General features: G+C 42.1%; 27 protein-coding genes. 2 read left to right on the top strand and 25 right to left on the bottom strand.

All coding sequences use genetic code 11. The features are described 5' to 3' along the window. From rplO to rplC, 20 genes are all read right to left on the bottom strand, one after another. Complete coding sequence (gene rplO, locus ACP26M_RS26785) at positions 1-447, bottom strand: 50S ribosomal protein L15 (protein WP_090529235.1); 447 nt, start codon at positions 445-447, stop codon at positions 1-3. Between the two features lie 4 nt (positions 448-451). After that, the gene (gene rpmD / locus ACP26M_RS26780) at positions 452-631 is read right to left on the bottom strand and encodes a 50S ribosomal protein L30 (RefSeq protein WP_022833274.1); all 180 of its coding nucleotides are present in this window, start codon (positions 629-631) and stop codon (positions 452-454) included. Between the two features lie 6 nt (positions 632-637). Then, complete coding sequence (rpsE, locus tag ACP26M_RS26775) at positions 638-1,156, bottom strand: 30S ribosomal protein S5 (RefSeq protein WP_090529238.1); 519 nt, start codon at positions 1,154-1,156, stop codon at positions 638-640. Positions 1,157-1,168: 12 nt separating this feature from the next. Then, entirely contained in the window at positions 1,169-1,519 is a 351-nt protein-coding gene (rplR, locus tag ACP26M_RS26770; protein ID WP_090529241.1) for a 50S ribosomal protein L18, read from the bottom strand. Positions 1,520-1,524: 5 nt separating this feature from the next. Further along, positions 1,525-2,082: a 50S ribosomal protein L6 gene (rplF, locus tag ACP26M_RS26765; protein WP_426584817.1), complete on the bottom strand. Its 558-nt coding sequence runs from the start codon at positions 2,080-2,082 to the stop codon at positions 1,525-1,527. 18 nt (positions 2,083-2,100) lie between these two features. After that, positions 2,101-2,499: a 30S ribosomal protein S8 gene (rpsH, locus tag ACP26M_RS26760; RefSeq protein WP_090529247.1), complete on the bottom strand. Its 399-nt coding sequence runs from the start codon at positions 2,497-2,499 to the stop codon at positions 2,101-2,103. Positions 2,500-2,647: 148 nt separating this feature from the next. Then, positions 2,648-2,917 (bottom strand): 30S ribosomal protein S14, encoded by a 270-nt coding sequence (gene rpsN, locus ACP26M_RS26755; RefSeq protein ID WP_090529250.1) that lies wholly within the window; start codon positions 2,915-2,917, stop codon positions 2,648-2,650. Then, on the bottom strand, positions 2,910-3,473 hold the full coding sequence (gene rplE, locus ACP26M_RS26750) for a 50S ribosomal protein L5 (RefSeq protein WP_091215970.1): 564 nt from the start codon (positions 3,471-3,473) through the stop codon (positions 2,910-2,912). The genes rpsN and rplE overlap by 8 nt, the downstream gene beginning before the upstream one ends. Next, on the bottom strand, positions 3,473-3,802 hold the full coding sequence (gene rplX, locus ACP26M_RS26745; protein WP_090529257.1) for a 50S ribosomal protein L24: 330 nt from the start codon (positions 3,800-3,802) through the stop codon (positions 3,473-3,475). Before rplX ends, rplE begins: the two co-directional genes overlap by 1 nt. Position 3,803: 1 nt before the next feature. After that, positions 3,804-4,172 carry a 50S ribosomal protein L14 gene (rplN, locus tag ACP26M_RS26740; RefSeq protein ID WP_090529260.1) on the bottom strand — a complete coding sequence of 123 codons (369 nt, stop codon included), beginning with the start codon at positions 4,170-4,172 and terminating at the stop codon, positions 3,804-3,806. A gap of 1 nt (position 4,173) precedes the next feature. Next, positions 4,174-4,428: a 30S ribosomal protein S17 gene (gene rpsQ, locus ACP26M_RS26735; RefSeq protein WP_091166929.1), complete on the bottom strand. Its 255-nt coding sequence runs from the start codon at positions 4,426-4,428 to the stop codon at positions 4,174-4,176. A 25-nt stretch (positions 4,429-4,453) separates the two neighbouring features. Continuing rightward, on the bottom strand, positions 4,454-4,663 hold the full coding sequence (gene rpmC / locus ACP26M_RS26730) for a 50S ribosomal protein L29 (RefSeq protein ID WP_090529266.1): 210 nt from the start codon (positions 4,661-4,663) through the stop codon (positions 4,454-4,456). A 124-nt stretch (positions 4,664-4,787) separates the two neighbouring features. Beyond that, positions 4,788-5,210, bottom strand: coding sequence for a 50S ribosomal protein L16 (gene rplP / locus ACP26M_RS26725; protein WP_090529269.1), 423 nt, complete (start codon positions 5,208-5,210; stop codon positions 4,788-4,790). A gap of 50 nt (positions 5,211-5,260) precedes the next feature. Next, positions 5,261-6,133 carry a 30S ribosomal protein S3 gene (gene rpsC, locus ACP26M_RS26720; RefSeq protein ID WP_090529273.1) on the bottom strand — a complete coding sequence of 291 codons (873 nt, stop codon included), beginning with the start codon at positions 6,131-6,133 and terminating at the stop codon, positions 5,261-5,263. A 6-nt stretch (positions 6,134-6,139) separates the two neighbouring features. After that, positions 6,140-6,568 (bottom strand): 50S ribosomal protein L22, encoded by a 429-nt coding sequence (gene rplV / locus ACP26M_RS26715; protein ID WP_090529276.1) that lies wholly within the window; start codon positions 6,566-6,568, stop codon positions 6,140-6,142. Positions 6,569-6,574: 6 nt separating this feature from the next. Beyond that, on the bottom strand, positions 6,575-6,841 hold the full coding sequence (rpsS, locus tag ACP26M_RS26710) for a 30S ribosomal protein S19 (RefSeq protein WP_022832979.1): 267 nt from the start codon (positions 6,839-6,841) through the stop codon (positions 6,575-6,577). Further along, positions 6,841-7,668: a 50S ribosomal protein L2 gene (rplB, locus tag ACP26M_RS26705; protein WP_090529279.1), complete on the bottom strand. Its 828-nt coding sequence runs from the start codon at positions 7,666-7,668 to the stop codon at positions 6,841-6,843. Before rplB ends, rpsS begins: the two co-directional genes overlap by 1 nt. Before the next feature lie 8 nt (positions 7,669-7,676). Next, positions 7,677-7,967, bottom strand: coding sequence for a 50S ribosomal protein L23 (gene rplW, locus ACP26M_RS26700; protein WP_090529282.1), 291 nt, complete (start codon positions 7,965-7,967; stop codon positions 7,677-7,679). 2 nt (positions 7,968-7,969) lie between these two features. Then, entirely contained in the window at positions 7,970-8,602 is a 633-nt protein-coding gene (gene rplD, locus ACP26M_RS26695; protein WP_090529285.1) for a 50S ribosomal protein L4, read from the bottom strand. A 1-nt stretch (position 8,603) separates the two neighbouring features. After that, positions 8,604-9,221 (bottom strand): 50S ribosomal protein L3, encoded by a 618-nt coding sequence (rplC, locus tag ACP26M_RS26690; protein ID WP_090529696.1) that lies wholly within the window; start codon positions 9,219-9,221, stop codon positions 8,604-8,606. A 416-nt stretch (positions 9,222-9,637) separates the two neighbouring features. Between rplC and ACP26M_RS26685 the strand changes: the two genes are divergently transcribed. Beyond that, positions 9,638-9,844, top strand: a complete 207-nt coding sequence (locus ACP26M_RS26685; protein ID WP_426584810.1) for a hypothetical protein — start codon at positions 9,638-9,640, stop codon at positions 9,842-9,844. 165 nt (positions 9,845-10,009) lie between these two features. On the opposite strand, the gene ACP26M_RS26680 is transcribed toward ACP26M_RS26685, so the two are convergent. Further along, positions 10,010-11,476 carry a hypothetical protein gene (locus tag ACP26M_RS26680; protein ID WP_426584808.1) on the bottom strand — a complete coding sequence of 489 codons (1,467 nt, stop codon included), beginning with the start codon at positions 11,474-11,476 and terminating at the stop codon, positions 10,010-10,012. Between the two features lie 116 nt (positions 11,477-11,592). Then, positions 11,593-13,305: a hypothetical protein gene (locus ACP26M_RS26675; protein ID WP_426584806.1), complete on the bottom strand. Its 1,713-nt coding sequence runs from the start codon at positions 13,303-13,305 to the stop codon at positions 11,593-11,595. 36 nt (positions 13,306-13,341) lie between these two features. Between ACP26M_RS26675 and ACP26M_RS26670 the strand changes: the two genes are divergently transcribed. Continuing rightward, entirely contained in the window at positions 13,342-13,956 is a 615-nt protein-coding gene (locus ACP26M_RS26670; RefSeq protein ID WP_426584804.1) for a hypothetical protein, read from the top strand. A gap of 703 nt (positions 13,957-14,659) precedes the next feature. On the opposite strand, the gene ACP26M_RS26665 is transcribed toward ACP26M_RS26670, so the two are convergent. The 3 genes from ACP26M_RS26665 to ACP26M_RS26655 all read right to left on the bottom strand — a co-directional run bounded on the left by ACP26M_RS26665 (position 14,660) and on the right by ACP26M_RS26655 (position 16,462). Continuing rightward, positions 14,660-15,079: an OsmC family protein gene (locus ACP26M_RS26665; RefSeq protein WP_426584802.1), complete on the bottom strand. Its 420-nt coding sequence runs from the start codon at positions 15,077-15,079 to the stop codon at positions 14,660-14,662. 205 nt (positions 15,080-15,284) lie between these two features. Next, positions 15,285-15,989 carry a hypothetical protein gene (locus ACP26M_RS26660; RefSeq protein ID WP_426584800.1) on the bottom strand — a complete coding sequence of 235 codons (705 nt, stop codon included), beginning with the start codon at positions 15,987-15,989 and terminating at the stop codon, positions 15,285-15,287. Between the two features lie 8 nt (positions 15,990-15,997). Continuing rightward, positions 15,998-16,462, bottom strand: a complete 465-nt coding sequence (locus tag ACP26M_RS26655; RefSeq protein ID WP_426584798.1) for a hypothetical protein — start codon at positions 16,460-16,462, stop codon at positions 15,998-16,000. Positions 16,463-16,649: the final 187 nt, after the last annotated feature.

Here is a 16,649-nt window from a genome sequence, read left to right as displayed (position 1 = left end):
TTATAACTTAACTATGGTACCACCTGCAGCTTCAATAGCTTTTTGAGCTGTAGCAGTAAATGCATGTGCTTTAACTTCTAATTTGGCAGTAAGCTCACCACGGCCCAGGATCTTAACCAGGTCGTTACGTGATACCAAACCGTGCTCTTTCAAAGTATCAAAATCAACAGCAGTAAGCGAAAATTTTGTTACTAATTCCTGAAGTACGTCAAGGTTTACACCTGTGTACTCAACACGGTTAGGGTTTTTAAAGCCCACTTTAGGCACACGGCGCTGTAAAGGCATCTGACCGCCTTCAAAGCCTACCTTGGTGCTGGTACCTGAACGTGAACCGGCGCCTTTGTGGCCACGGGTTGACGTACCGCCACGGCCAGAACCTGTACCACGGCCAATTCTTTTTCTATTTTTGGTTGAACCTTCTGCAGGTTTTAAATTACTTAAATTCATGATATTAAATATTTTCAACCGCTACCAGGTGGTTCACTTTCCTAACCATCCCAACTATAGCAGGTGTAGCCTCAACTTCCACACTGTGGTTAATTTTACGCAAGCCTAAAGCCTCGATTGTTTTTTTCTGGCGTTCCGTTCTGTCGATCACGCTCTTAATCTGTGTTATTTTGATCTTAGCCATGACTGATTATCCGTTAAATACTTTACCTAAACTAATTCCGCGCTGTTGTGCTACTGTATTTGCATCACGTAACTGGGCTAATGCCGATACGGTTGCTTTTACCACGTTGTGCGGGTTTGATGAACCTTTTGATTTTGCCAATACGTTGTGTACACCTGCCGATTCTAATACGGCACGCATAGCACCACCAGCAATTACACCGGTACCGTTAGCAGCTGGTTTAATGAAAACAAAACCACCGCTAAATTTACCAATTTGCTCATGAGGTACAGTTCCGTTAATGATTGGAACTTTTACCAGGTTCTTTTTAGCATCATCAATGCCTTTAGCAATAGCTTCAGTTACCTCTTTAGCTTTACCTAAACCGTAACCTACAACACCGTTTTCATCACCTACTACCACGATAGCAGAGAAGCTGAAAGTACGGCCGCCTTTGGTTACTTTGGCAACACGCTGTATGCTTACCAAGCGGTCTTTTAATTCGATCTCGCTTGTTTTTACTCTTTTTATGTTGATTGTTGACATTTCTCTTTTCGATTAAAAGTTTAAACCACCTTCACGTGCACCTTCGGCCAATGACTTAACACGGCCATGGTACAGGTAACCGTTCCTGTCGAAAACCACATCTTTAATACCTGCAGCGATAGCTTTTGAAGCTACCAGTTTGCCTACAGCTACTGATTGATCTGATTTTGTACCTTCAGCGGCAAAATCTTTTGATAAAGATGATGCTGAAACTAAAGTTTTACCGGTTACATCGTCAATGATCTGCGCATAAATACCTTTATTACTTCTAAATACTGACAGGCGGGGACGTTCTGTTGACCCTGAAAGGCGTTTCCTGATGCCTTTTTTAATCCTGTCTCTTCTTGATAGTTTAGCTCCCATGACGATTATTTTTTAGATGCTGATTTACCTGCTTTTCTTCTCAAAATCTCGCCCTGGAACTTGATACCTTTACCTTTGTAAGGCTCTGGTGCGCGTAATGAACGGATTTTAGCTGCTACCTGGCCAATTAACTGTTTGTCAATTGATTCAAGGATGATGGTTGGGTTTTTACCCTTATCAGCAGTGGTTGTAACTTTAATTTCTTGCGGTAATTCAAATACATAGTGGTGAGAGAAACCCAACACTAAATCTAATGTATTACCGGTATTGGTGGCACGGTAACCTACACCCACTAATTCCTGGGTTACTTTGTAACCTTCGGTTACACCAATTACCATGTTATTTAAAAGCGCGCGGTATAAACCGTGTAATGCTTTGTGACGCTTTTGTTCAGACGGACGTTGAACCAATAATTGACCGTCTTCCTGTGCAATGGTGATATCGCTATCAACCGCTTGCTGCAACTGGCCTTTAGGACCTTTAACAGTAACAACATTCTCTGCTGATACCGTAACGGTTACTCCTTGTGGCAGTGCTATCGGTGCTTTTCCTACTCTTGACATTGCTTTAAATTTCTTCTGTTAATAAACGTAGCATAAAACCTCACCACCAACATTTTGCTGACGTGCTTCTTTATCAGACATAACGCCTTTAGAAGTTGACAGGATGGCGATACCTAAACCATTTAGTACACGTGGCATGTTTTCCATACCTGCGTATTTCCTCAAACCTGGTTTGCTGATGCGCGAAATGCTGCGGATAGCAGAAATTTTAGTTATCGGGTGGTATTTCAAAGCAACTTTGATAGTGCCCTGAGGACCATTATCCTCAAACTTATAATTTGCAATGTAACCTTTGTCGAAAAGCACCTTAGTGATTTCCTTCTTCAGATTTGATGCAGGAATTTCAACAACCCGGTGGTTGGCTTTAATAGCATTCCTTACTCTTGTAAGATAATCTGCGATTGGATCTGTATTCATTTTATTGTGTTATGACGGTGGTTTCCTTCCGGTAACATCCCGGGCGACCTTCCATCGGTTAATTCATTCATTTTAAGCTCAATGCATAAAGCAAAAAGCCTAAAGCTTTTATGCCTTACGCTTTTCGCCTTTTGCTTTCAGCTCTTGCTTACCAGCTTGCTTTTTTTACTCCCGGGATCTTGCCTTCAAGAGCCATTTCACGGAATGTAACACGTGAGATGCCAAACTGACGCATATAACCACGAGGGCGGCCGGTTAATTTGCAACGGTTGTGCAGTTTTACCGGTGATGATGCTTTTGGTAATTTATCTAAAGCAGCGTAATCGCCAGCTTCTTTTAAAGCAGCTCTTTTTTCAGCGTATTTAGCTACTAATTTTGCGCGCTTTACTTCACGTGCTTTTACACCTTCTTTAGCCATTGCTATTTTGATTTTTAAATGGTAAACCAAATTGTTTCAACAACTCCAATGCTTCAACATCGTTTGTTGCGGAGGTTACAAAGGTAATATCCATACCTTGGATTTTATTGATTTTGTCAATATTTATCTCAGGGAAGATAATTTGCTCAGTAATACCTAATGTATAGTTGCCGCGGCCATCAAAACCTTTATCGTTGATACCTTTGAAGTCACGGATACGTGGCAGGGCTACAGCGATTAAACGATCCAAAAACTCGTACATTGTGTTGTCACGCAGTGTAACACGTACGCCAACCGGCATATTTTTACGCAATTTAAAGTTTGAGATATCTTTTTTAGATTTTGAAGATACTGCTTGCTGACCAGTGATGGTAGTTAACTCGGTGATGGTGTTTTCGATCAATTTCTTGTCGGTAGTTGCACCACCTACACCCTGGTTAATGGCAATTTTCTCCAATTTAGGAACCTGCATTACGCTTTTGTACTGAAATTTATCTTTCAGTGCGGTGCGGATCTCTTCCTTGTATTTTGATTTTAATCTTGGTACGTAAGTCATTACTTAATTTCCTCCCCTGATTTTTTTGCTACCCTTACTAATTTGCCGGCGTCATTTTTTTGACGGCCAACACGGGTTGTATTACCTGTTTTAGGATCAACCAGCATTAGGTTTGAAATATGTATAGCAGCTTCTTGTTTAACAATTCCGCCGTTAGGGTTAGCAGCATTAGGTTTAGTATGTTTTGATACCATATTGGCACCTTCAACAATAGCCCTGTTCTTATCTACCAAAACCTCAACGATTTTGCCTTGTGATCCTTTTGAATCGCCGGCGATAACTTTAACCAGGTCGCCTTTTCGGATCTTTAATTTTACTTTCTTTTCCATGTTACAATACCTCCGGTGCTAATGATACAATTTTCATAAATTGTTTCTCGCGCAGTTCCCTTGCAACAGGGCCAAAGATACGTGTACCTCTTGGCTCGTCCTGGTTGTTTAACAACACAGCTGCGTTATCGTCGAAACGGATATATGAACCGTCTTTTCTGCGGATCTCTTTTTTAGTGCGTACAACTACGGCTTTTGATACGGTACCTTTTTTCACGTTACCTGATGGTAAAGCGCTTTTTACGGTAACCACAATTTTATCGCCGATTGATGCATACCTTTTACCGGTACCACCCAATACACGGATCACTAAAACTTCTTTAGCGCCGCTATTGTCGGCTACTGTTAATCTTGATTCCTGTTGTACCATCTTATTTAGCCCTTTCTAAAATTTCAACTAATCGCCAGTTTTTGGTTTTGCTCAGCGGGCGGGTTTCCATGATCAATACTGTATCGCCTACGCCACAAGTATTGGTTTCATCATGAGCCATAAATTTGGTAGTCTTTTTTACGAACTTACCGTAAATAGGGTGTTTCACCTTACGTTCAACGGCCACAACGATAGATTTCTCCATTTTGTTGCTAACTACGAGGCCGGTACGTGTTTTTCTTAAATTTCTTTCCAATTCCATTGTCTGAATGTTTAAAAAATTAATTCTTTTCAGAAGCGGCCGCCGCTTTACGTTTTGTTAATTCAGTATTTAACTGAGCAATTCCTTTGCGTACTTTGGTTATACGGGACGGGTTCTCAATAGCCGAAACTGCATGAGCAAATTTCAATTTGGTAAGGGTAGCCCTTTCCTCGCTGATCTTAGCAACAATCTCTTCAGTTGATAGGCCCAAAATTTCTGAGTTCTTCATTTTTCTTTGTTATTTGTTGTCTGTTGGTAAGTTTAAACGTTGTATTGTTTTTATTTGAATGGTGAAATTCGGCATCTAACTTCACAACATTAAAACTTTACAACTCTTCAACTAACTCCTCAATTTATGCTTCTACGTAATCCCTACGTACAATAAATTTAGTTTGCACCGGTAATTTCTGTGCTGCCAGGCGTAAAGCCTCTTTAGCAACTTCCAAAGGCACACCTTCGGCTTCAAAAATGATCCTTCCGGGGCGTACTACCGCAACCCAGTATTCAGGAGCACCTTTACCTTTACCCATACGTACCTCTGCAGGTTTCTTGGTTACAGGTTTGTCAGGGAATATCCTGATCCAAACCTGTCCTTCACGTTTCATAAAACGTGTTACAGCGATACGTGCAGCCTCGATCTGACGGCTGGTGATCCATGCCGCTTCGAGTGATTTAACACCAAAAGATCCGAATGAAAGTTCAGCACCACGGGTGGCTAAACCTTTCATCCTGCCTTTTTGCATCTTTCTGAACTTCGTTCTTTTTGGCTGTAGCATTTTCTTAAGCTTTTATATCGTTATTCGATATTTGTCTTGTACTTTAATTATTATCTCTTACCTGGGCCACCCGGACGGTTTCCACCTTGTCCACCCGGACGGTTTCCACCTTGTCCGCCTGGACGGTTACCACCGCCACGACGATCGCCACCTGGTTTCCTGTCGCCACGACGCTCACCGCCGCGCTCGCCGCCTCTTTCGTTACCACGGCCACCAAAGCCTGGTGCACCGCCCTCTGGCCTGCCACCTTTGCCGCTTGCGCTGCTGGTACCGCCAATGTTTGGAGAAAGATCGCGTTTGCCATAAACCTCGCCTTTGCAGATCCAAACTTTAACACCTATTTTACCATAGGTAGTTAATGCTTCTGCTAATGCGTAGTCGATGTCAGCACGGAAAGTGTGCAAAGGAATCCTGCCTTCTTTATATTGCTCGCTACGTGCCATCTCAGCGCCGCCTAAACGGCCTGAAGTCATTACCTTGATACCTTCGGCACCCATACGCATGGTTGCAGCGATTGTGGTTTTCATGGCACGACGGAAAGAGATACGTGCTTCTAATTGTTTTGCAATGCCTTCTGCTACTAATTGTGCATCAAGCTCAGGGCGTTTGATCTCGAAAATGTTGATCTGAACTTCTTTCTTGGTAAGTTTTTTCAACTCTTCTTTGATCTTGTCAACTTCCTGACCGCCTTTACCGATCACAATACCCGGACGGGCAGTGTGGATAGTTACGGTAATGCGTTTTAAAGTACGCTCGATAACTACTTTAGATACACCACCTTTAGCAATACGAGCTGAAAGGTATTTGCGGATTTTTTCGTCTTCAACTAATTTATCGGAGTAGTTGTTGCCACCGAACCAGTTAGAATCCCAACCTCTGATGATTCCTAACCTGTTACCTATTGGATGTGCTTTCTGTCCCATTTCAAATTAATTGTTATCGTTTTTACTATCCACAACAAGTGTTACGTGGTTTGAGCGTTTGCGGATACGGTATCCCCTTCCTTGCGGAGCAGGGCGTAACCTTTTTAACTGACGGCCACCGCCTACAGATACTTCCTTAACAAAAAGGTTGCTGTCTTCAACACGTTTGCCTTCGTTTTTTGCTTCCCAGTTTTTGATAGCTGATAACAAAAGTTTCTCTACACGAATAGCAGCTTCTTTGTTAGTAAATTTCAATATGTATAACGCTTTCTCAACGTTTTCACCGCGGATCAAGTCAACCACCAAACGCATTTTGCGTGGTGAAGTTGGGCAGTCCTGTAACTTAGCAACAGAAGCGCCGCCTACAAGAGCTTTCGCAGCTTCTTTTTGTTGCCTGATCAGTACAGACTTTTTAATTTTTGTTGTTGCTTCCATTGCCTGTTATTTTTTCTTTTCTGCGTGTCCGCGGAATGTACGGGTTGGGGCAAACTCTCCCAGCTTGTGTCCAACCATGTTTTCTGTTACGTACACAGGGATAAACTTGTTACCGTTGTGTACTGCGAATGTATGACCAACGAAATCAGGAGAGATCATGGAACGACGTGACCATGTTTTTACAACTGATTTTTTATTTGCATCATTCAGTACCATAACTTTCTTATCTAAGTTATGATCGATGTAAGGTCCTTTTTTTATTGAACGAGCCATTATTTCTTCCTTCTTTCAATGATGTAACGATCCGATGTTTTCTTCTTGTCACGGGTTTTGTAGCCTTTAGCCAATAAACCTTTACGTGAACGTGGGTGACCACCTGAGGCACGGCCTTCACCACCACCCATAGGGTGATCTACCGGGTTCATAGCTACACCACGTACCCTTGGCCTGCGGCCTAACCAGCGTTTGCGGCCGGCTTTACCTAACACAGCGTTTGCTCTTTCGCCATTTGAAACGGTACCGATAGTTGCCAAACAAGTTGACAGGATCATGCGGGTTTCGCCTGAAGGCAATTTGATGATAGCATATTTGCCATCACGTGCTGATAATTGAGCGTAAGTACCGGCACTGCGGGCAATTACACCACCCTGTCCAGGGTTTAACTCAATGTTGTGAATGATCGAACCAAGAGGGATATTCTTTAATGGTAAGGTATTACCTACTTCGGGAGCTGCTGTTTCGCCTGCTGTTACAATTGTACCAACTGTTAAGCCTTCCGGAGCAATCATGTACCTTTTCTCGCCATCAGCAAAGTGTAGCAGGGCTATACGTGCCGAACGGTTAGGATCGTACTCGATAGTTGCAACTTTTGCCGGGATATCAAACTTATTACGTTTAAAATCAATTAACCTGTATGCTTGTTTATGACCACCACCTAAGTAGCGCATAGTCATTTTACCGCTGTTGTTACGACCGCCCGATCTTTTGTTTGATGCTACAACCAACGATTTTTCAGGAACGTTTGTTGTGATATCTGAATTAGATACATCAACTCTGAAGCGGGTACCCGGGGTAACCGGTTTAAATCTCTTTACTGCCATTTCTATAATTATATATTGCTGTAAAAATCAATTACTTCTCCGTCCTTCAACGTAATGATCGCTTTTTTGTAAGTAGCTGAACGGCCCTGAACGGCGCCTGCCTTAGTATTGCGAGTTTTAAGTTTGCCGACGTATTTCATGGTGTTTACCGCCGTAACGTTTACACCGTACATTGCCTCAATGGCACTCTTGATCTGAATTTTGTTAGCCCTGTGATCAACTTTGAAAGCATAACGGTTAAGCTTGTCAGTTAACTGAGTAACTTTTTCAGTAAGTAGGGGTTGTTTTAAAATTTCCATAATTACTTAGCTAATGCTTCCTCCAAAGTTTTAACAGCACCTGTAGTTAACAACAGCTTGCCTGCATTTAACACATCATAAGTGTTAAGCTGCTCAACTGAAATTACTTTGCTTTTCTTCAGGTTCCTGCTTGATAAATACACATTGTTATTTTCGGCAGATGCTACTACTAATAATGTTTTTTCATTAGTAACATTCAGATCGGCCTCCAATTTAATGTAGTTTTTAGTTTTGATGCTATCAAAGCTAAAATCCTCTAACACTAAAATATTGTTATCTTTTGCTTTGTATGATAAAGCTGATTTACGGGCCAGTGATTTAAGCTTTTTGTTTAATTTGAAGCTATAATCGCGTGGTTGCGGACCGAATACACGGCCACCACCGTTAAATAATGGTGATTTAATACCACCGGCACGGGCACCGCCTGTACCTTTTTGTTTGTATAATTTGCGGGTTGAACCTGCAATTTCATTACGCTGTTTTGATTTGTGTGTACCCTGACGCTGGTTAGCAAGAAATTGCTTAACATCAAGATAGATAGCGTGATCATTTGGCTCAATACCGAAAACCGACTCAGGAAGCTGCACCTTGGCACCTGTTTCTTTACCTGATACGTTTAATACGTTAACTTCCATCTTATTTATCCACTATTACGAATGAACCCTTAGCTCCGGGGATGGAACCTTTAACTACTAACAGATTCTGCTCCGCGAAAACCTTAACTACTTCAAGGTTTTGTATTTTAACACGGGCGTTTCCGGTTTGACCCGCCATGCGCATACCTTTAAATACACGTGATGGCCATGATGACGCACCCAAAGAACCTGGCGCACGTAAACGGTTATGCTGACCGTGAGTTTGCATACCCACGCCGCCAAAACCATGACGTTTTACCACACCCTGAAAACCCTTACCTTTTGAGGTACCTACCACGTCAACAAAATCTCCCGCAGCAAAAATGTCGACAGTAACGGTGTCGCCTAATGCTTTTTGATCTTCGAAAGTTTTGAATTCAACCAGTTTACGCTTTGGAGCGCTACCGGCTTTCTGGAAGTGTCCTTTTAGAGGGGCAGAAGTGTTTTTTTCCTTTTTGTCGCCATACGCTAACTGAACAGCAGCGTATCCGTCTGTATCCACAGACTTAACTTGTGTTACCACGCAAGGGCCAGCTTCGATTACTGTGCAGGGAATGTTTTTCCCTGTTTCGTCGAAAATGCTGGTCATTCCTACTTTTTTACCAATAATTCCTGACATTTTTTTAATTGTTTTTGTGCCCATCGAAGCAGTAGGGCTTCGTTCAAGGCATATTTCTCCCCCGAAAGGGACGGCAAAGATAGAAACTTTGTATTAATTATCAAATAGTTAGTAAGTTATTTTTTTATAATTTTTGCATCCGCGTTTTAACATATGTTTGAAAGGTATTTGGCTAAGCATTAGCCGGTTTGATTTTTTGACTTTTCACAGCCATTTTGGAAGGTATGCTACCGCATCACCCGGTTGACGGCGTAAAACTGAAGATGGGCCGGAGAAATTTTTAAAGATTGGGGGGATTAAGGGGAAGGTTACTATAGCCCATATCCGCTATGCCAACTACAATAATTGCCATCCTAATGATCAGGGCTTAAATTTAATGATTGGAATTTCATAAATTTGAATTTTAACTTCAGATAATGGATACTTTACTTATAGAAGTAACTAATCAAAACGCATATAACCTGCTCAGGGAGCTTGAAAAGTTGCATTTGATCAAAGTTCTCAAAAAGACTTCCTCTCCTAAAATAAAGTTATCAGATAAATTTGCTGGCAAACTACCAATCGCTGATGCTGAAAAACTCCGGGAACACATTAAACAAAGCCGTAAAGAATGGGATATTTGATTGATAGCAACGCTATAATTGATTATCTGAGCGGCAATCTACCTGAAAAAGGTATGCTTTGGATGAATGATGTAATCAATGAAACTCCTGTTGTTTCCGAAAAATGAAATCTTCCTGCTGTCTCTATTAAGGCTTTTCTAAATATTCAGTTCTATTTTATCGCAACTATTTTTTTTGAACAAGTGCATTACCTTGCGCAAACAAACTAAAGCGCACACCGCCGCGGGTTTCAAAACTGCCTTTTTTTATTAATTGCCTGCTTTTCAACAGTTCAGAAAGTTCCTGGGGTTGATCTTCAACGGAATATGTAAGTACCCACAAACGCTTAACGGCATACGGACAATGCGTATTTAAAAGGCTATCCTTATAGATTACATCAAGCCGCCCATCTATAACACCTAAATCTTTATAGTATTTTACCGGTAAGCCTGTTAAGTTGCCGGTATAAAGGGCATCGCCTTTTTCAAATTTTTTATTGATGGCTTCAATCCCCCTTTTAATATCATCATGCTGCGTGTAAGGTGGCTGGTGTATAAATACAACCCTGGCCATTAATGCCGGAAGCAGTAAAAAGATAAAACCGACGGCTTTTCCAAATCTCAGATGAGATAGCCTGGTGACTAAGAACTCATAGCTAAATACGCACGTAATGACTAGGCCAAGGGTTAAGTACAAATATAAGCGGGTTTCAAATGGATATAATTTAAGTCCGGATAAAACAAGATGGACGCAAACCGGCAGTAATGTTAATATCATGAGATCGTATCTTCTGTACCTAACCAACAGTATGACACCCAGGCCGAATAATATCATAATACAGCTCCCGATAAGCTGCCCGAAGTAAAAAAGAAAATAAAAAATGCCGTGAAAGCGACCTGCCATCCACCCCCAAAACGACGAATCAAAGGGCATAAAAGCACCCGCGTTTGACCAGTAACCAACCATTTTATGCTGTGTTGGATGGCTGTAGATAAACACAAAATAATACAAAGCAAAGAAAACACCCCAACACAAATTGGTGATTATAAAATGCCTGCCCAGGGGCCTATTTTCCGATCTCGATTTATAAAACAGGTATACATCAACCGTAAGCAGGATAATTGGTGTGATGTTGGAGAGATATATGCAGATTAAGCCCAGTACCAAAAGCTTATAGTAAAACCCCTTTAATGCTTTCTCTTCAATCAACAGATAATAGAATATGGTAATTACCAGAAGATCGACAATATACTGCTTGGCCTCGCTTGAGTAATAAATTATAGTTTGATTAAAAACAACCAGGCTCAATCCTAAAATAATGCTGTAAATGCTTTTGAAAAGCCTGTTTAGGATCCGGCCAAACAGGGGCAAGAAGGTCAAATAGCAGATAAGCGGAAATACCTTAAGCGCATAATCTGATTTGGGCACGAGAGATATAAATGCTTTTTGAATAAGCAGGAATAACACAGGCGCAACTCCATTGTAATCAAGGGGACGGAACAGACCAACAGCATTACGGTGTATTAAATTAAGGGTTAATACAGCTTCATCAAGCCATACGCCCCGGTCGCTTAAAAATTGAATCCCCGCTAATACTATTGCAATTATAAAAAGGGCGTATAAAACAAATCTTTGGGTTAGGTATCTGTTCACTTACATTCCAGGTTAAGGCTTTTTAGATTTGAGCCTAAACTACAAAAGTATTTAGATTTTTCCCCGAAAGCTAATCAACAAAAACCGGCACCGCACCTGTCGCCCGGAACATTGCCCTAATTCATAACCACCGAACTCGCAGGCACCTCATCGGCATGCGAAAACGAGCGCGTGAAGCCCGCCTTGTAATAAGGCAACTTTTCGGCACGGTTTTGCGCCTTTAAACTTTGGTACATGCCCAGCATCGACCAGCCGTTACCCGGGTTACGTTCCAGGTCTTCGCGGAAAACTTTTTCGGCCTGCGGGTTATAATCGGTTTTGAGCAGGTAGGCACCCAGGAACTGCCGTGCCGGAATAGGCCACTCAGCAGGCTCCGAGTAAATCATGTTATCCTCTGTCTGCACTGCTTTTTTTAATGCCGCCATACCATCATCAAACTTATTGCGGCCGAGCAAAATAGCACCATCCAATATGTTTTCGGCAACAGTGGCGCCATCCAGTGCGATATTAAAAGGAATATGCCGCTGTTTTAAAGAGGCGTCATCAAGCCTGCCACGCAATAAAGCAAGCTGGGCCACGGCCGAATCCTGCCCGCCCGTATACAGAAATGCCATTCCGCGGGCAAAATGGTATAACACCCGCGCATAGGCCCAGTCGCGATTGGGGCCAACGCTGTCTTTGAGCAGTTCGTGCCATTTGCCAAGGCGCATCATGGTAAATACCGGCATCATGTACAGGTATTGCGAATAAGTATCACCTGCCGAAGGTTTTACCGCATTGCGGCAGCGTTGGGCCGCTTCCATCCCCCGCTCGTACATAGCCCCGTTAAAGGCACAAAGTGTTTCGACAGCGTAAAAGTGAGAGTTTATTTTTGTGAGCTTTAAATTGGGCGCCAGGGCGGCATAATTAACAATACATTTGGCTGCTTTTTCATTAACGTCAACACCCTGAAAATACAAACCATTGCGCTGATAAACATGACTGGCCATATGCACCATATGCCCGATACCGGGGAACAACCTTTTTAATGCCCCTGCATTGGCCAGCGCGGCGCCGGGGTTACGCGAAGCCTCGGTTAAATGGATATAATAATGCAGCGCCGCCGGGTGCTCCGGATTGGTATTTAAAACGCCTTTGCACAAGGTAACCAGTTCGGCGGTCCAGGGTTTATCGGTACCGTCGGGCGCCCAAAAATCCCAGGGGTGAATGAGCATTACCGCGTCAATATACAGCATCTTAAGGTCGGCATCGGTTGGGTAGGCCTGCATCAGTTTCTTCAGATCCTGTGCATAAGCTTCATTGTCGCTTGCGTTGGTGCCGCCCTGCGGGTAACGAAGGTTCATCGCCGCTATCAACGCTTTTTCCTTTTCGGGAGCACTGCCGGCAACAGCGTTCATTTGTTTCAAAACAGCAGGCAAACCGGCAGGCGCAGCATACTGCCCGCCGGCGTTATAGTAAGGGCCCAGGCTTAAAGCCTGCCCCCAGTAAGTCATAGCGGCCGAGGGGTCAAAACGCGATGCTTCTTTGAACGACGCGAATGCCTCCTTCATGTGATAGCTGTAATACATGGTTAAGCCCTGGTTAAAGTAAAACCGGGCGCTGTCATTACGGGCAGCAATGGCATAATTATGATGCCCCCAGCCGGGTAAGCGCTGTATAAATTTACCGTTCCGTGCCGTATCTGCATCCTGTACTATACCCGATCCGCACATTACCGGGATTATCGGTTTTGTTTTACCCGATACTTTAATTTTTTTTCCCTGGAACGCAAACAAATAGGTAGCGAACAACACCACAGGGAACACAAATAACAGCGATACCTTTTTCATGTTCGACTTTTTAAATGAGGACTATAATTGGCAGGTATGAAAACCTATACTAATATAAGGTATTATAGGCAGGAATGGATGAGGACGTTGTTGAGAATAATAATGTTCGTTACTTTTGGTTCAACTAATAAATATATGCTGACCTTTAAAATGAATCAGGCCTTCGATGAATTCATTGATAATTCAAAGAAAACATTAGTAAAAAACTTCCTTTTTGCAGCTACTGTATTCATAGTATATTCATTTATACTATTAAAAAAAGCAGGCGGGATTTTAGATAGCACATACATCCTTTATGAAGTACTATTCTTTGTTATGTTTGCGGTGATTTATCTCAATCAAGTCATGTCCTTAAGCAAGACGATAAATAATACGGCCGAGGAAATTAGCTTTGCTGATAATCTTATTACAATTAAAACCTATTCTTTCAATTTCTTTTCCATTACAGATAAAAAAGTACAGGCGATAACAACTAATACCAACAAAGTATTTGTAAAAAAAAACCCTTACCCCCTTTCGGGAGCATCTAACAATAATGTTTTGGTATTTGCCGCCAACAACCTCAACATATTTATAATGCTAAATAATTTACCATCTGATTTCACAGCCGTTTTTCTCCAACAGAAAAAATCCTCGGAGATGTCGAATTGATTGGCATATCTCAGTGCCAATATCACTTCTATCGCTGCCGTAAGTGTCCTCGCCTGTGCCCCGCGTTTAGGTCTGCAATGTAAAAGACACTCGAACAACTTAGTATAATGCCCACGAGCGAGAACGCTTGCAGGAGTGGTGCAGAAAGGGTGGAATCGTTTATTTAGGAACTCAGGGTTTTAATGAGATATTCAACCCTCTCCTGAAGCAGCTAATGGCGTTGCCTGCGGCCCGGGCTTTCCGCTGCAAATCCTCGCTTTGCCCCGATCACTAATGCCTGCCCAAGCTGTGGGTTTTCCGCTGCAATCCCTAACGTGGTAGGAAGTTTGGTCCCATCGCTGCTGCAAGCGTCCTCGTTTGTAGCCCGCGTTTAGGTTCAATGTAAAGACAGGGATTGACAGGTTGCACCAGAGGTGCAAAAGGTTTGTAGAAATCAAATAAACAGTGTTTTTAGTGTGCCAGAGGTACACAACTCCGGTGTTCCGTACCTCTGGCACGGTTGTGTTCGGTATAATATATTGCTAAAACCGGTTCCCCCTCTGGGAATGTTCCATAACTTAATGACATTGCCTTGCGGTAGCGGTGAAATTTATATTATTCTTAAATCTTAACCCGTGAAGGTTATTAAAAATGACAGCATCCATCATAAAAACAAAGGACCGGCTTCACCGGTCCTCTGAATAGCTTACCAAAGCAAATTTACTTAAGCGTAAATTACATTCAGTGAAATAGGCACATTCAAAGCTTTGGAGATGATACAATTTGCTTTTGCACCTTCAGCAATTTCTTTAAACTGTTGCTCACTAAGACCTTCAATAACAGTAGCTTTCAGGTTTAAAGCTATAGCTGTTATACTTAATGCCTGCATATCCAGGTCAAGAATGGCATCGGTAGTCAGATCACCAGGGGTGTAACCGGCCTGTGTCAATGCTGCGCCAATCGCCATCGTAAAACAACCGGCGTGGGCCGCTGCAATCAGTTCTTCAGGATTGGTACCTACGCCCTCGGCAAAACGGGTTTTGAAAGAATATTGTGTTTTATTTAATACGGTGCTTTGAGTAGTGATCTCGCCCTTACCATCCTGTAAGGTACCGTTCCAATGTGCATTTGCTGTACGTTTCATGATTTTGTTTTTTGTTGTTGTGTCTTCCGACAGAACAAAAGTACCGTTGTCAATCGCATGAAATTTTAACCTGGGTTAAAATTGGAATGGAGGATTATCAGGGGATTGTCAAGTGTTTTGAAGTGGCTTGTTGTTCAATTCATTTCACTCAATTATAGTGATGGTAATCAAACCATTACTTCTGTCGAAATTCAGCTCTATAAACTCAAGGCCTGTTTATCACGTCTTTCTCCCATTTTTCAAACATCCTCTTCTCAAAATTATCCAAACCTTTAATTCTGAATAACCCGAGCAGGAGTAAAAACAGCGTTGCTCCGATGGTAAATGATCCGCCAATCCATGCAAGCTTATTACCATTCCGTTTTTCAAACGATTCGTAAACAGGCGAAAGCATTGTTTGCTCTCCTTCAGCAACATCATCGCGCGAGTTTATGGCCGCCTCGTAGTTGGCTACCTCATTATCATTAGGTAAGCGGGCCAGGTGTATAAATTTGTTTAACGGTTTGTATTTGAAATCTGTGTCGCAATCTTTTGCAAATTGACTGAAATAGAACTTCTTTTCACTCGCAGATAAACTATTGCTGATAGTTTTGTGGTATTTAAAAACAAACCACGCGGCAGGCTCTATTTTGGGGATTATAGGCTTTATCTTAAATTTATAACTCCGGGTTACAACCGCTAACGCGCCGTACTTACCGGCCTCCCCGTATTTAGGCATCACCATAGTAGGATTGACATAACGCATCATCATTATCGAGTCGGCAGGTAATTTCTTTAAAAACAATATATTGCTCAGCGTATCATTAATGATCACCAGTGTTTTAGGGTTTACCCTGTTTCGCATGGCAGCTATCTTGCTGGTATCGGGAAAAACACGGTCAAAAACCGGCACCGCTGCATAAGCATCCATATTAAAATCTACGTTATTTTTACCGCTAACAGAAGGATAACCTTAAAGTGGGCCATATGCTTGTTAGGATACTTCTGTTTAACGGTATAGTACTTAGTCTGCGGCACATAGTGTACCTCGCTTATGCTATCCAGACGGGTTAGCTTACCGGTAGCTGATTCCAAATAATTTTGCGCGATACAGATAGGTACAGCAAATGTAAAACCGCCTACCATTAACAAAATAGTTATTGGATCACGACTGGTTGCTTTATATGCCTTTAATTGCCTCAACTTAGGAAAAAGTAAAAGCTGTGGCAAAACGAGACCTACAATACCGGGAATAAGAAAATCGGCGTCTTTATCTTTCAGCGTAAAAACATTAAACCTGATAAGCAGCAGCCAATGCAAAAAGGTATAAATAATTATGGTGCAAAGGCCTATAAAAACAAAGGGTAAAAAAATGTACTTAAACTTAGCTTTGAACTGGCGCATGTAAAGTTCAGGTTGTGATCAATAAGTTTTAAATATACTGAACGAAAAATCACAGGCAAAAAATTGTTCTGATTTATCAAACACTTGCGGTAGCGCCGCCGTGACACACACCTATACCCTCAAAATGAGGCAATAAAAAATTTTCAGAAAAAATTGCGTAACTCAGAAGTTACCTATACATTTACGT

The sequence above is a fragment of the Mucilaginibacter sp. R-33 genome, assembly GCF_049949235.1.
In the GTDB taxonomy this organism is placed as follows: Bacteria; Bacteroidota; Bacteroidia; order Sphingobacteriales; family Sphingobacteriaceae; genus Mucilaginibacter.
The sequence above is the reverse complement of the archived record's forward strand: the minus strand, read 5'-3'. Positions and strand labels throughout refer to the sequence as shown.

What these genes read in the sequence shown, in the direction of transcription:
- rplF (WP_426584817.1), bottom strand. Translation starts at nt 2,082, where the DNA reads ATGTCAAGAGTAGGAAAAGCACCGATAGCACTGCCACAAGGAGTAACC.
- rplB (WP_090529279.1), bottom strand. Translation starts at nt 7,668, where the DNA reads ATGGCAGTAAAGAGATTTAAACCGGTTACCCCGGGTACCCGCTTCAGA.
- rpsC (WP_090529273.1), bottom strand. Translation starts at nt 6,133, where the DNA reads ATGGGACAGAAAGCACATCCAATAGGTAACAGGTTAGGAATCATCAGA.
- rplD (WP_090529285.1), bottom strand. Translation starts at nt 8,602, where the DNA reads ATGGAAGTTAACGTATTAAACGTATCAGGTAAAGAAACAGGTGCCAAG.
- rpsN (WP_090529250.1), bottom strand. Translation starts at nt 2,917, where the DNA reads ATGGCTAAAGAAGGTGTAAAAGCACGTGAAGTAAAGCGCGCAAAATTA.
- rpsE (WP_090529238.1), bottom strand. Translation starts at nt 1,156, where the DNA reads ATGTCAACAATCAACATAAAAAGAGTAAAAACAAGCGAGATCGAATTA.
- rpsH (WP_090529247.1), bottom strand. Translation starts at nt 2,499, where the DNA reads ATGAATACAGATCCAATCGCAGATTATCTTACAAGAGTAAGGAATGCT.
- ACP26M_RS26660 (WP_426584800.1), bottom strand. Translation starts at nt 15,989, where the DNA reads ATGGATGCTTATGCAGCGGTGCCGGTTTTTGACCGTGTTTTTCCCGAT.
- rplN (WP_090529260.1), bottom strand. Translation starts at nt 4,172, where the DNA reads ATGGTACAACAGGAATCAAGATTAACAGTAGCCGACAATAGCGGCGCT.
- rpsS (WP_022832979.1), bottom strand. Translation starts at nt 6,841, where the DNA reads ATGGCTCGTTCAATAAAAAAAGGACCTTACATCGATCATAACTTAGAT.
- ACP26M_RS26665 (WP_426584802.1), bottom strand. Translation starts at nt 15,079, where the DNA reads ATGAAACGTACAGCAAATGCACATTGGAACGGTACCTTACAGGATGGT.
- rpmC (WP_090529266.1), bottom strand. Translation starts at nt 4,663, where the DNA reads ATGAAGAACTCAGAAATTTTGGGCCTATCAACTGAAGAGATTGTTGCT.
- rplX (WP_090529257.1), bottom strand. Translation starts at nt 3,802, where the DNA reads ATGGAAAAGAAAGTAAAATTAAAGATCCGAAAAGGCGACCTGGTTAAA.
- ACP26M_RS26670 (WP_426584804.1), top strand. Translation starts at nt 13,342, where the DNA reads ATGAAAACCTATACTAATATAAGGTATTATAGGCAGGAATGGATGAGG.
- rplO (WP_090529235.1), bottom strand. Translation starts at nt 447, where the DNA reads ATGAATTTAAGTAATTTAAAACCTGCAGAAGGTTCAACCAAAAATAGA.
- rplP (WP_090529269.1), bottom strand. Translation starts at nt 5,210, where the DNA reads ATGCTACAGCCAAAAAGAACGAAGTTCAGAAAGATGCAAAAAGGCAGG.
- rpmD (WP_022833274.1), bottom strand. Translation starts at nt 631, where the DNA reads ATGGCTAAGATCAAAATAACACAGATTAAGAGCGTGATCGACAGAACG.
- rplE (WP_091215970.1), bottom strand. Translation starts at nt 3,473, where the DNA reads ATGACTTACGTACCAAGATTAAAATCAAAATACAAGGAAGAGATCCGC.
- rplR (WP_090529241.1), bottom strand. Translation starts at nt 1,519, where the DNA reads ATGGGAGCTAAACTATCAAGAAGAGACAGGATTAAAAAAGGCATCAGG.
- ACP26M_RS26675 (WP_426584806.1), bottom strand. Translation starts at nt 13,305, where the DNA reads ATGAAAAAGGTATCGCTGTTATTTGTGTTCCCTGTGGTGTTGTTCGCT.
- rplV (WP_090529276.1), bottom strand. Translation starts at nt 6,568, where the DNA reads ATGGAAGCAACAACAAAAATTAAAAAGTCTGTACTGATCAGGCAACAA.
- ACP26M_RS26685 (WP_426584810.1), top strand. Translation starts at nt 9,638, where the DNA reads ATGGATACTTTACTTATAGAAGTAACTAATCAAAACGCATATAACCTG.
- ACP26M_RS26655 (WP_426584798.1), bottom strand. Translation starts at nt 16,462, where the DNA reads ATGCGCCAGTTCAAAGCTAAGTTTAAGTACATTTTTTTACCCTTTGTT.
- rplC (WP_090529696.1), bottom strand. Translation starts at nt 9,221, where the DNA reads ATGTCAGGAATTATTGGTAAAAAAGTAGGAATGACCAGCATTTTCGAC.
- rplW (WP_090529282.1), bottom strand. Translation starts at nt 7,967, where the DNA reads ATGGAAATTTTAAAACAACCCCTACTTACTGAAAAAGTTACTCAGTTA.